Here is a 12,372-nt window from a genome sequence, read left to right as displayed (position 1 = left end):
ATCACCGGACCGCGTCCGCGATCCCGCTCCGGGGCTTCCTTCTCGGATGGTCACCCTACCAGAGCGATTCGCTCGGAGGCAACTTCCCCATGTTACGCATGCCCACCGGCCGAGTCAAGCACCGGGGTTCCGCGCTGGTCCGACCCTGCCCCGAGGAGCCCGGTCGGACCGATTGTCATCGCCCGCCTGCGGTCTGACTCTGGGCCGGAGAACCCGTCCCGGTCTGTCGTGCTGACCGCCGTGGCGACGAGAGAGAAAGTTACACACCCGCTCCGGGGCTCCGAAAACCGGGGGGTCGGTTTTGCCGTTCACGCAGGTCAACTCCGGGTTGTCGACGAGCTTCCCGGGACGACCGCTCGGCCGCTCCCTGCCATCGCCCCCCGCGGTCGACACGGCCCGGTGCCGCCGCTCCCGGATGTGAACGGGCCCGGCGCGTTCCTCTGTGGGAGCGTGCCGGGCCCGGATCCCGTGGGTGTGATCTCGGCGACCCGTGTCCTCAGCCCGCCACGCGGACGCCGGCGAGGTTGCGCTTGCCGCGGCGCAGCACCAGCCAGCCGCCGGCGAGCAGGTCCCCGGCCGACGGGGTCCACCCCTCGTCGTCGACCTTGACGTTGTTCACGTACGCCCCGCCCTCCTTCACCGCGCGGCGGGCGGCGCCCTTGCTGTCCACCAGCCCGGTCTCCACCAGGAGATCGACGATCGTGGCGCCGGCCGCGAGAGAGGTGTCGGTGGTCGGCACCTCCGCCATCGCGGCGGACAGGGTCCCGGCCTCGAGCCCGCCGATCTCCCCCCGCCCGAACAGCGCGGACGACGCGGCGACGACCTGCGCCGTCGCCCCTGCGCCGTGCACCAGCGTGGTGAGCTCCTCCGCGAGCCTGCGCTGGGCCAGCCGCAGGTGCGGGCGCTCGGCCGTCTCCTTCTCCAGCTCCTCGATCTCCTCCCGGGGCAGGAACGTGAACAGCCGCAGGTACCGGCCGACGTCGGCGTCGGCCACGTTGACGAAGTACTGGTACCAGGCGTACGGCGAGGTCAGCTCGGGATCGAGCCAGATGTTGCCCCCACCGGTCGACTTGCCGAACTTGCGTCCCTCGGAGTCCGTGACCAGCGGTGTGGTCAGCGCGTGCGCGGTCCCGCCGTCCACCCGACGGATCAGGTCCGCCCCGCCGACGATGTTGCCCCACTGGTCCGACCCGCCGATCTGCAGCCGGCAGCCGTGCCGGCGGTACAGCTCCAGGTAGTCCTGGGACTGCAGCAGCAGGTAGCTGAACTCCGTGTAGGACAACCCCTCCCCGGCCAACCGGCGCTTCACCGTCTCCCGCGCCAGCATGACGTTGACCGAGAAGTGCTTGCCGACGTCCCGCAGGAACGTCAGGACGCTCTGGCCGCCCGTCCAGTCCAGGTTGTTGACCACGAGCGCGCCGGTCGGCGAGTCGTCGAACGTGACGAACCGTTCGAGCTGGCCACGGATCCGCCCCGCCCACTCGGCCACGGTGTCGACCGTCTGCAGGTTCCGCTCCCCCGTGTCCCGGGGGTCGCCGATCTGCCCGGTCGCCCCGCCGGCCAGGACGATCGGCCGGGCACCCGCCTCCTGGAACCGGCGCAGGGTGAGCAGCGGCACCAGGTTCCCGGCGTGCAGGCTGGGGGCCGTCGGGTCGAACCCGCAGTACAGCGTGAGCGGCTCGGGTCCCTCGAGGTCCCGGCGCAGCGCGTCGAGATCGGTGGTCTGCGCGGTGAGGCCGCGCCATTCCAGCTCGTCGAGGATGCTCACGGGCCAATCCTCCCCGATGCGCAGGCCCGGGGACGACACGGGCCCGCCCCCGCGGGTCACGGGGAACGGGCCGTGGGGTCGGGGTCGGTCGGCCGGGGTGGTCGGCCCGGGATGGTCGGCCCGGGGTGGTCGGCCCGGGGTGGTTCGGTCCGGGGTCGTCGACCACCGGCCCACCAGTTCCGGACCGGCTACGCCATCCTCATGGTCAGCCCAGGGCGGCCGCCATCTGGCCGGGCAGGGTGTCGAGCACGACCGGCAGGCTCAGCACGCTGGAGAAGGACAGGGCCGCGCTCTGCTCGGGGTTCGGCGTGAAGGCGTGGCCCTCCCGCACGGGTGCGAGCGTGGAGTACCCCGGGAGGTCCTGGAAGGCCCGGGTCTCCTGGTCGCTCGCGGTGATCAGCACGAGCGCGTCGACCGGGTCCAGCGTGCCGATCTCCTCGGTGCTGATCGTGGCGTAGAAGCTGTCGCCGGCGAGCTGGTCGAACTCGGCGGGGACCGTCATCCCGAGCGACTCGAAGAACCGCGCGCGCAGGTCCTGCGAACTCCACACGAAGAACGACGCGGTGTCGGCCGTGCTCGGCCGCACGCCCGCGACCGTCTTCCCCTGCAGGACCGGGTACTCCTGCTTCACCTGCTCGAACCGCGCCTCGAGGTCCGAGACGAGCTTCTCCGCCTCGGCGGGTCTGCCCAGCGCCTGCCCGGTGAGTCGGGTGGCGTCCTGCCACGGCGTGCCGTAGTCGACGAAGCCGGCGGGCTGCGCGATCGTCGGCGCGATCCTCGAGTAGGTGTCGTACTGCTCCCGGGTCAGGCCCGCGGAGATGCCGACGATCAGGTCGGGACGCAGCGCCGCGATCGTCTCGGTGCCGACCTCGCCGACGGGCAGCACCTGCGGCTGCCGGCCCTGCAGCTCGTCCTGCGCCCACTCCCAGGTCGCGGAGGGCTTGTCGCCGGTGAACTCGCGGATCGCGACCGGGACCACGCCGAGCGCCAGGATCGCGTCCTGGTCGGTGTAGCCCAACGACACGACGCGCTGGGGTGCGGCCGGGACGGTCGTGGAGCCGAACTCGTGCGTCACGGTCGTCGGGAAGGCGCCGGACGTGCCGGACGGCGTGGTGCTCCCGGATCCGGACTGCTCACCGCCCGAGCCGCCGCACGAGGCGAGGACGAGGACGCCGGCGAGCACCAGGCCGACGAGCGAGAGAAGTCGGCCTGGCCGACGATCATCGAACACGGCACGAAGGTTAGGGTCACCTATCCTGCGTGTCCAGTTCGGGACCCGTAGGTCCGGCCCCGGGCCGGACCCGGCCCGGGCGGTAGGGGCTCACCTCCGGGGCCCCGTCCACCCAGAACCGCCAGGGGGTGTCGTGCGCGGCCGCCACGCCCACGCGCGGCCCGGTGCGGATCCGTTCGGCCGGCACCGGCTCGCCCGCCACCACGCGCACGGGCGAGTCCGGCGAGGTCACGTCGACGCCGTTGTGCTCCCGGCCCAGCCCGAGCAGCGAGGCGAGCCGGGCGGGACCCCGGGCCAGATCGACGTCCCGCCGGGCGGTGGGCCTGCGGACCCGCGCGATCCCCCGGTCCGACACCACCCGCCCCGCGCGCAGCAGCACGGCCCCCGCCTCGCCGTCCTGCAGACAGGACACGTTCGCGCAGAAGTGCATGCCGTAGACGAAGTAGACGTACAGGTGCCCCGCGGGGCCGAACATCACCGCGTTGCGCGGGGTCCGGCCCCGGTAGCTGTGCGACGCCGGGTCGTCCGCCCCCCGGTAGGCCTCCACCTCGACCAGCTCCACCGCGACCGGGCCCTGGGGGGTGTCCGCCTCGACGGTGCAGCCGAGGAGCCGGGCGGCTGCGGGGAGCACGTCCGCCGCGAGCTCCTCGCGGGCGATCAACGGCCGGGTCGGGGCGGCCACCTCAGCCGGTCACCGCCGGGGCGCCCACCCAGGCCCGCGCGTCCGCGGAGGCGAGACGCAGGCCGTCGAGCTGCTCCTCGACGCGCTCGCCCGCGGTACCGCCGCGGGCGTCGCGCGAGGCGATGGAGCCCTCGACCGTGAGCACCTCGCGGACCGCGGGGGTGAGCGCGGGGTGCACGGCGGCCAGCTCGCGGTCCGCGAGCTCCTCGAGCCCGACGCCGCGCGCCTCGGCCGCCCGGACGCACCCGCCGGCGGCCTCGTGCGCCACCCGGAACGGCACGCCCTGCCGCACGAGCCATTCGGCCACGTCGGTGGCCAGGGTGAACCCGGCGGGAGCCAGCTCGGCGAGGCGGTCGGTGTGGAAGACGAGCGTCTCGACCATGCCCGCGACGGCCGGCAGCAGCAGCTCGAGCTGCTCGGCCGAGTCGAACAGCGGTTCCTTGTCCTCCTGCAGGTCACGGTTGTAGGCGAGCGGCAGGCCCTTGAGCGTGGCGAGCAGCCCGGCGAGGTTGCCGATCAGCCGGCCCGCCTTGCCGCGCGCCAGCTCCGCCACGTCGGGGTTCTTCTTCTGCGGCATGATCGAGCTGCCGGTGGAGAAGGCGTCGTCGAGCGTGACGTAGGAGAACTCGGCGGTGGCCCAGAGGATGACCTCCTCGGACAGCCGCGACAGGTCCACCGCGACCATCGCCAGCACGAACGCGGCCTCCGCCGCGAAGTCCCGCGCCGCGGTGCCGTCGATCGAGTTCTCGGCCGACGAGTCGAAGCCCAGCTCGGCGGCCACGGCCTCCGGGTCGAGCCCCAGCGACGAACCGGCGAGCGCGCCCGACCCGTACGGCGACACCGCGGCCCGCTTGTCCCAGTCCCGCAGCCGGTCCACGTCCCGGAGCAGGGCCTGCGCGTGCGCCGCGAGCTGGTGTGACAGCAGCACCGGTTGCGCGTGCTGCAGGTGCGTACGGCCCGGCATGGGCGCGTTCGGGTACGCGGTGGCCTGCGTGACCAGGGCGTCCACGACGTCCAGCACGCCCGACGCGATCCGCCGCGCGGCGTCCCGCAGCCACATCCGGAACAGGGTCGCGACCTGGTCGTTGCGGGACCGGCCGGCCCGGAGCTTGCCGCCCAGGTCCGCCCCGGCCCGCTCGATCAGGCCGCGCTCCAGGGCGCTGTGCACGTCCTCGTCCGCGGGCGCGGGCCCGAACGAACCGGACTCGACGTCCGCCGCGAGCTTGCCCAGCGCCTCGAGCATCCCGTCCAGCTCGGCCGCGGTGAGCAGCCCGGCCCGGTGCAGCACGCGGGCGTGCGCCTTCGAGCCGCGGATGTCGTACGGGGCGAGCCGCCAGTCGAAGTGGGTGGACTTGCTCAGCGCGGCCAGCGCGTCCGCCGGGCCGCCGCTGAACCGCCCGCCCCACAGCCCGGAGCCCGCCATCAGTCGTTCCCTGCTTCCAGGGCGGCGGCGTCGAGGGACTTCTCCGAATCGCGCTCGCCGGCCCGGTCGGTCGCCGCGATCCGGTCGAAGCCGCCCGAGGGCAGCTCGCCGAACAGCGTGCCGTGCTCGACGAGCACCGTCCCCTGCTCGGCCGGCTGGTCGGCGTAGGCCTCCAGCTTGGCACGGGAGTCGGCGATGTCGAGGTTGCGCATGGTGAGCTGGCCGATCCGGTCCGTGGGCCCGAAGGCGGCGTTCTCGACGCGCTCCATCGAGAGCCGGTCCGGGTGGTAGGAGAAGCCGGTGCCCTCGGTGTCCAGGATCGTGTAGTCGTCCCCGCGGCGCAGGCGCAGCGTGACCGTGCCGGTCACCAGCGAGGCGATCCAGCGCTGGATCGACTCGCGGGTCATCAGCGCCTGCGGGTCCAGCCAGCGGCCCTCGTAGAGCAGCCGGCCGAGCTTGCGGCCCTCGGAGTGGTAGTTCGCGAGGGTGTCCTCGTTGTGGATCGCGTTCAGCAGCCGCTCGTAGGCGGCGAACAGCAGCGCCATCCCGGGCGCCTCGTAGATGCCGCGCGACTTGGCCTCGATGATCCGGTTCTCGATCTGGTCCGACATGCCCAGGCCGTGCCGCCCGCCGATGGCGTTGGCCTCCAGGACGAGATCGACCTGGCTGTCGAACCGCCTGCCGTTGACGGCCACCGGCCGCCCCGCCTCGAACGTGACGGTGACGTCCTCGGACTCGATCGCGACCGACGGGTCCCAGAACTTCACCCCCATGATCGGCTCGATGGTCTCCAGGGACACGTCGAGGTGCTCCAAGGTCTTCGCCTCGTGGGTCGCGCCCCAGATGTTCGCGTCCGTGGAGTACGCCTTCTCGGCCGAGTCCCGGTAGGGCAGTCCGTGGGCGGTGAGCCACCGGCTCATCTCGTCCCGCCCGCCCAGCTCCTGGACGAAGTCGGCGTCGAGCCACGGCTTGTAGATGCGCAGCTCGGGGTTGGCCATCAGCCCGTACCGGTAGAACCGCTCGATGTCGTTGCCCTTGAAGGTGGAGCCGTCGCCCCAGATGTTCACGCCGTCGGCCTGCATCGCGCGCACCAGCAGCGTCCCGGTGACGGCGCGGCCCAGCGGCGTGGTGTTGAAGTACGTCCGGCCCCCCGACCGGATGTGGAAGGCGCCGCACGCCAACGCGGCCAGGCCCTCGTCGACCAGCTGCGGCTTGATGTCGACCGCGCGGGCGATCTCGGCGCCGTAGGCCTTCGCGCGGTCGGGGACACCGGAGATGTCCGCCTCGTCGTACTGTCCGAGGTCGGCGGTGTAGGTGCACGGGATCCCGCCCTTGTCGCGCATCCAGGCGACCGCCACCGAGGTGTCGAGGCCCCCGGAGAAGGCGATGCCGATGCGCTCGCCCTTCGGGAGGGAGGTCAGGACCTTGCTCACGTCGAATTCTCCTTGGTCTACAGGTCGAGCAGCCGCGCGACGACCTCCGCCCCGGTGAGGGGCTCGCGGGCCACCACCAGGAGCGTGTCGTCGCCCGCGATCGTGCCGACGACGTCGTTCAGGGCGGCGCGGTCGAGCGCGCTCGCCAGGTAGTGGGCCGCACCGGGCGGGGTGCGCAGGACGGCAAGGTTGCCACTCGCGTCCGCGGACACGAGCACCTCCCCCAACAACCGGGACAGCCGGGCGGTGCCGCCCTCGACGCCGCGAACCGGACTCCCGTCGTCGGGGATGACGTACGCCCCGCGGACCTTGACGGCGCCCAGCTCGTCGAGGTCCCGGGAGAGCGTGGCCTGGGTCGTGCCGATGCCCTCGGCGTCGAGCAGGGTGAGCAGCTCGCCCTGGCTGCGCACGGCGCGATGGCTGAGGATCTCGACGATCCGGGCCTGCCGGGCCGCCCGGGTCGCCGCACCGGTGCGCGCCTCCGTCACGGTGCAGCCCTCCCGGCTCCCGCCGTCCGGGCTCCCGCCGTCCGGGACGTGCTCACCGCCGGCCCGACCGCGCCGGGTCCATCAGCCAGGCGAGCAGCGCCTTCTGCGCGTGCAGGCGGTTCTCGGCCTCGTCCCACACCACGCTCGCCGGGCCGTCGAGCACCTCGTCGGTGATCTCGTCGCCGCGGTGTGCCGGCAGGCAGTGCAGCACGATCGCCCGCTCGCCCGCGTGCGCCAGGAGCTCGGCGTTCACCTGGTAGGGACGGAACGGCGCCGCCCGGTCCAGCCCGTCGGACTCCTGGCCCATGGAGACCCATGTGTCGGTGACGACGACGTCCGCGCCCGCCACCGCGGCCCGTGGGTCGGACACCACCTCGGCCGACCCGCCGGTGGCCGAGCCGTGGGCCTTCGCGTCCCGGAGCACGTCCGGGTGCGGGGCGAAGCCCGCGGGCGCCCCGATCCGCACGTGCATCCCGGCCAGCGTGCCGCCGAGCAGCAGCGAGTGCGCCATGTTGTTGGCGCCGTCGCCGAGGTAGGCGAGCGTGAGACCGCCCGTGCGGCCGAACCGCTCCCGGATCGTCAGCAGGTCGGCGAGGACCTGGCAGGGATGGAACTCGTCCGTGAGCGCGTTGACCACCGGGACCGTGGCCGCGCCCGCCATGGCCTCCACCCGGGCCTGGCCCGCCGTCCGCCAGACCACCGCGTCGACGAAGCGGGACAGCACCCGTGCGGTGTCCTCGATCGTCTCGCCCCGGCCGAGCTGGCTGCCGGCCGCGTCGAGGATCACTGGCTGCCCGCCGAGCTGGGTGATCCCGACCTCGAAGGACACCCGGGTCCGGGTCGACGACTTGTCGAACAGCACCGCCACCGGCCGCGGCCCCACCAGCGGCAGGTGGGCGAACCGGTCCGCCTTCATCTCCGCGGCGAGCGCCAGCACCTCGGCCTGCTCCTCGGGCGACAGGTCGTCGTCCCGCAGGAAGTGCCGTGCCCTGCCCGTCCCGACGCCGCGCGTCGGACCAGCGACGACGCTCATCAGACCGTCCCGCCGGACTCGTCGAGGATGCCGGGCAGGTCCTGCAGGAAGCCCCGCGCCTGCTCCTCGGTGAGGACGAGCGGCGGGGCGAGCCGCACGCGGGTCGGCACGGCGTTGTTGATCAGGTACCCGCGCTCGCGGGCCTTGGCCGCCACCCCGGCGGACACGGGCTGGCCCAGCCCGACGCCGATGTGCAGGCCCGCCCCGGAGACGTCCGTGACCAGCGGGTGCCCGAGCCCCTCGACGGCCGCGCGGATCTCCTTGCCCAGCCGGTCGGCGTGCCCGAGCAGCCCGTCGTTGTCGATCGTGCTGAGCACGGCCAGGGCCGCGGCACAGCTCACCGGGTTGCCGCCGAACGTGGTGCCGTGCTGACCGGGCCCGAGCAGATCCGCGGCCGCGCCGATGCCGACGCAGGCGCCGATGGGCAGGCCGCCGCCGAGCCCCTTGGCCAGGGTGACGACGTCCGGCACCACGCCGGCGGCCTGGTGGGCGAACCACGCCCCGGTGCGGCCGATGCCGGTCTGCACCTCGTCGAGCACCAGGAGGGCACCCTGGCGCGAGGTGATCTCCCGCGCGGCCGCGAGGTAGCCCTCCGGCGGCACGATCACCCCGGCCTCGCCGAGGATCGGCTCCAGGAACACCGCCGCGGTCTCCTCGGAGACCGCGGCCTCGAGCGCCTCGGCGTCGCCGAACGGGATGTGCACGACGCCTGGGGGCATCGGCTCGAACGGCTCGCGCTTGGCGGGCTGGCCGGTGAGCGCCAGCGCTCCCATCGTCCGGCCGTGGAAGGCGTCCCGGCAGGCCACGATCTGCGGCCGCCCGGTCCGCCGGGCGATCTTGAACGCGGCCTCGTTGGCCTCCGCGCCCGAGTTGCAGAACAGCACCCGCGCACTCTGCTGCCCGAGCAGCTCCAGGAGCTTCTCGGCGAGCTGCAGCGGCGGCTCGGTGATGTAGAGGTTCGAGGTGTGACCGAGCGTGGAGATCTGCCGGGTCACCGCCTCGACGACGGCGGGGTGCGCGTGACCGAGGGAGTTCACCGCGATCCCGCCGAGCAGGTCGAGGTAGCGGTGGCCCTCGGCGTCCCACACCACCGCGCCCTCGCCGCGCACCAGGGTGAGCGGCGGGGTGCCGTAGTTGTTCATGAGCGCGTGCTGCCAGCGCTCGGCGTACGTGCTCATGACGGCACCACCATCGTTCCGACTCCCTCGCTGGTGAACACCTCGAGCAGCACCGAGTGCGGCACCCGCCCGTCGATCACGTGCGCCTGCGGGACCCCGCCCCGCACCGCCCGCAGGCAGGCCTCCATCTTCGGCGCCATCCCGCTCTCCAGCTCCGGGAGCATCGGCTCCAGCTCGGTGGCCGTCAGCGCGGAGATGATCGACTCGGGGTCGGGGTAGTTCGCGTAGAGACCCTCGACGTCCGTGAGCACCACGAGCTTCGCGGCGTCGAGGGCGGCCGCCAGCGCGGCAGCCGCGCTGTCGGCGTTGATGTTGTAGACCTGCCCGTCCGCACCCGGGGCCACGCCCGCGACCACGGGGATCCGGCCGGCCTTCACGATGTCGAGCACCGCGGCCGGGTTGACCTCGACCACGTCGCCGACCAGGCCGATGTCCACCGGCTCGCCGCCGACGAGCGCGGTGCGCTTCTCGGCGGTGAACAGGCCGGCGTCCTCACCGGAGAGCCCGACGGCGTACGGCCCGTGCTGGTTGATCAGCCCGACGAGCTCGCGGCCCACCTGCCCGACCAGCACCATCCGCACGACGTCGATCGTCTCGGGGGTGGTGACGCGCAGCCCGCCGCGGAACTCGCCGGGCAGGCCGAGTCGCTTGAGCATGGAGCTGATCTGCGGGCCGCCGCCGTGCACGACGACGGGGTGGATGCCGGCGAGCCGCAGGAACACCATATCCTGCGCGAAGGCCTGCTTCAGCTCCTCGTCGACCATCGCGTTGCCGCCGTACTTGACCACGACGACCTGCCCGTGGAAGCGCTGCAGCCAGGGCAGGGCCTCGGCCAGCACACCGGCCTTCTCGCCGGCCCGCTTGAGGCGCCCCGGCGTGTCAGGAGGAGTAGGCACTGTTCTCCTCCACGTACGCGTGCGAGAGGTCGGTGGTGAGGATCTCGGCCTCGCCGGACCCCAGGCCCAGTGCCACCTCGACGAGGACGTCCTCGCCGGAGAGGTCGGCCAGCCCGCGGTCCCCGGCCGCCACTCCGCCCCGGCAGAGGGTGACGCCGTTGACCGTGACGTCGAGCCTGTCGGGATCGAGGTCGGCGTCGGCGTAGCCGGCGGCCGCGGCGACCCGGCCCCAGTTGGGGTCGGAGCCGAAGAGCGCCGTCTTGACCAGCGAGTCCCGGGCGACGGTCCGGGCGATCACCACGGCGTCGTCCTCGCTCGCGGCCCCGGTCACCCGCACGAGGATCCGCTTGGTGACGCCCTCCGCGTCCGCCTGCATCTGCCTCGCGAGGTCCTTCGCGACCTCGGTGAGCGCGGCGGTCAGGTCCTGCTCCGACGGCGTGACGCCCGAGGCCCCGGAGGCCAGGACGACCACGGTGTCGTTGGTGGACATCGAGCCGTCGACGTCGAGCCGGTCGAAGCTGACCCGGACGGCGGCCCGCAGCGCGCGGTCCAGGGTCGCGGCGTCGGCCGACGCGTCCGTGGTCAGCACGGACAGCATCGTGGCCATCGAGGGCGCGATCATCCCGGCGCCCTTGGTGATCCCGCCGACCGACCAGCCCGCCTGCTCCGACACGGCCTGCTTGGCGACGGTGTCGGTGGTCATGATCGCCGTGGCGGCGGCCAGGCCCGCCTCGGGCGTGGCCTCCAGGGCCGCGGCGGCCTTCTCGACCCCGGCCAGCACCACGTCCCGCGGGAGCTGGGCGCCGATGAGGCCGGTGGAGCAGATCGCGACGTCGATCGCGCCCGCCCCCAGCACCTCGGCGGCCTTCTCCGCGGTGGCGTGCGCGGTCTGGAAGCCCTCGGGGCCGGTGCAGGCGTTGGCCCCGCCGGAGTTGAGGACGACGGCCTTCAGCGTGCCGGTGGTCATGACCTGCTGGGACCACAGCACCGGGGCGGCCTTGACCTTGTTGCGGGTGAACACGGCCGCGGCGGTCTGCTCGGGCCCGTCGTTGACGACGAGGGCCAGGTCCGGCTTGCCGCTGGCCTTGATCCCGGCGGTGATCCCGGCGGCCCGGAAACCTCGGGGACGCGTGAGGCTCACGGCGCGACCCCCGCGGTCGGCAGGCCGGTGACCTCGGGCAGGCCCAGCGCGATGTTCATGCACTGGATGGCCCCGCCCGCGGTGCCCTTGGCCAGGTTGTCGATCGCGGCGACGACCACGAGCCGGTCCGCGTCGGCGTCGACCGCCACCTGCAGGTGGACCGTGTTCGACCCGAGCGTGGCCTTGGTCGTGGGCCACTGGCCCTCGGGCAGCAGGTGCACGAAGGGCTCGGCCGCGTAGGCCTTGTCGTAGACCTCCCGCGCCGGCGAGCCCCGCTGATCGTCCTGGCTGCCGGTCAGCGGCGCGGTGCAGGTCGCGAGGATGCCCCGGGGAAGGGGGGCGAGGACGGGGGTGAAGCTCACGGAGACGGGCTTACCGGACACCCCCGACAGGTTCTGCGCGATCTCCGGCGTGTGGCGGTGCACGCCCCCCACCCCGTAGGCGGACAGCGACCCCATCACCTCCGCGCCGAGCAGGTGCGGCTTGAGGGACTTGCCCGCCCCGGACGTCCCGGTGACGGCGGTGATCACGACCTCCGGGCCCACGAGGCCGGCCGCGAGCGCGGGCGCGAGGGCCAGCGAGGAGACGGTCGGGAAACACCCGGGCACGGCGACCCGGGTGGTGCCCCGCAGCGCGTCCCGCGCGCCGGGCAGCTCGGGCAGCCCGTACGGCCAGTGGCCCGCGTGCTCGCCGCCGTACCAGCGGTCCCACGCGTCGGCGTCCTGCAGCCGGTGGTCCGCCCCGCAGTCGATCACCAGAGTGGACCCGCCGAGCTGCGCCGCGATCTCCGCGGACCTCCCGTGGGGCAGGGCGAGGAAGACGACGTCGTGCCCGCCGAGCACCTCCGCCGTACTCTCCTCCAGCACGCGGTCGGCCAGGGGCAGCAGGTGCGGCTGGAACTCGCCCAGTCGTCGCCCCGCGTTGCCGCCCGCCGTCAGCGCACCGATCTCGACCTCGGGGTGCTGCAGGAGGAGACGCAACAGCTCTCCCCCGGCGTACCCGCTGGCTCCCGCCACCGCGATCCGTACCACGCGCAAGATTATGCAGGACCGTGAAATCTCATGCAAAGCGGTTCCCCGGTCGGTGTCCCCGAAGGAGG

General features: G+C 73.5%; 11 protein-coding genes. All 11 read right to left on the bottom strand.

Features of this window, described 5'->3' with window-relative positions; all coding sequences use genetic code 11:
- Positions 1-496 precede the first annotated feature (496 nt).
- Positions 497-1,768 carry a tyrosine--tRNA ligase gene (gene tyrS, locus ACL02T_RS20550; RefSeq protein ID WP_412832341.1) on the bottom strand — a complete coding sequence of 424 codons (1,272 nt, stop codon included), beginning with the start codon at positions 1,766-1,768 and terminating at the stop codon, positions 497-499.
- A gap of 205 nt (positions 1,769-1,973) precedes the next feature.
- Positions 1,974-2,999 carry an iron-siderophore ABC transporter substrate-binding protein gene (locus ACL02T_RS20545; RefSeq protein WP_412832340.1) on the bottom strand — a complete coding sequence of 342 codons (1,026 nt, stop codon included), beginning with the start codon at positions 2,997-2,999 and terminating at the stop codon, positions 1,974-1,976.
- Between the two features lie 16 nt (positions 3,000-3,015).
- Positions 3,016-3,681, bottom strand: a complete 666-nt coding sequence (locus ACL02T_RS20540; protein ID WP_412832339.1) for a DNA-3-methyladenine glycosylase — start codon at positions 3,679-3,681, stop codon at positions 3,016-3,018.
- A 1-nt stretch (position 3,682) separates the two neighbouring features.
- Entirely contained in the window at positions 3,683-5,104 is a 1,422-nt protein-coding gene (gene argH, locus ACL02T_RS20535) for an argininosuccinate lyase (protein WP_412832338.1), read from the bottom strand.
- A complete protein-coding gene (argG, locus tag ACL02T_RS20530) occupies positions 5,104-6,537 on the bottom strand; it encodes an argininosuccinate synthase (RefSeq protein ID WP_412832337.1) in 1,434 nt (477 codons plus the stop codon). The genes argH and argG overlap by 1 nt, the downstream gene beginning before the upstream one ends.
- A gap of 17 nt (positions 6,538-6,554) precedes the next feature.
- Complete coding sequence (locus ACL02T_RS20525) at positions 6,555-7,025, bottom strand: arginine repressor (protein WP_412832336.1); 471 nt, start codon at positions 7,023-7,025, stop codon at positions 6,555-6,557.
- 52 nt (positions 7,026-7,077) lie between these two features.
- Positions 7,078-8,058, bottom strand: a complete 981-nt coding sequence (gene argF / locus ACL02T_RS20520) for an ornithine carbamoyltransferase (RefSeq protein ID WP_412832335.1) — start codon at positions 8,056-8,058, stop codon at positions 7,078-7,080.
- Positions 8,058-9,236: an acetylornithine transaminase gene (locus ACL02T_RS20515; protein WP_412832334.1), complete on the bottom strand. Its 1,179-nt coding sequence runs from the start codon at positions 9,234-9,236 to the stop codon at positions 8,058-8,060. The genes argF and ACL02T_RS20515 overlap by 1 nt, the downstream gene beginning before the upstream one ends.
- On the bottom strand, positions 9,233-10,132 hold the full coding sequence (gene argB, locus ACL02T_RS20510; RefSeq protein WP_412832333.1) for an acetylglutamate kinase: 900 nt from the start codon (positions 10,130-10,132) through the stop codon (positions 9,233-9,235). The genes ACL02T_RS20515 and argB overlap by 4 nt, the downstream gene beginning before the upstream one ends.
- The gene (gene argJ / locus ACL02T_RS20505) at positions 10,116-11,273 is read right to left on the bottom strand and encodes a bifunctional glutamate N-acetyltransferase/amino-acid acetyltransferase ArgJ (RefSeq protein ID WP_412832332.1); all 1,158 of its coding nucleotides are present in this window, start codon (positions 11,271-11,273) and stop codon (positions 10,116-10,118) included. The genes argB and argJ overlap by 17 nt, the downstream gene beginning before the upstream one ends.
- Positions 11,270-12,304 (bottom strand): N-acetyl-gamma-glutamyl-phosphate reductase, encoded by a 1,035-nt coding sequence (argC, locus tag ACL02T_RS20500; RefSeq protein WP_412832331.1) that lies wholly within the window; start codon positions 12,302-12,304, stop codon positions 11,270-11,272. The genes argJ and argC overlap by 4 nt, the downstream gene beginning before the upstream one ends.
- Positions 12,305-12,372 lie beyond the last annotated feature (68 nt).

Origin of the sequence: Pseudonocardia oceanicola (genome assembly GCF_047200735.1) — a bacterium.
GTDB lineage: Bacteria > Actinomycetota > Actinomycetes > Mycobacteriales > Pseudonocardiaceae > Pseudonocardia.
The sequence above is the reverse complement of the archived record's forward strand: the minus strand, read 5'-3'. Positions and strand labels throughout refer to the sequence as shown.

Excerpts from the sequence above, each read along its gene's own strand:
- ACL02T_RS20515 (WP_412832334.1), bottom strand. The coding sequence starts at position 9,236 with ATGAGCACGTACGCCGAGCGCTGGCAGCACGCGCTCATGAACAACTAC.
- argH (WP_412832338.1), bottom strand. The coding sequence starts at position 5,104 with ATGGCGGGCTCCGGGCTGTGGGGCGGGCGGTTCAGCGGCGGCCCGGCG.
- argF (WP_412832335.1), bottom strand. The coding sequence starts at position 8,058 with ATGAGCGTCGTCGCTGGTCCGACGCGCGGCGTCGGGACGGGCAGGGCA.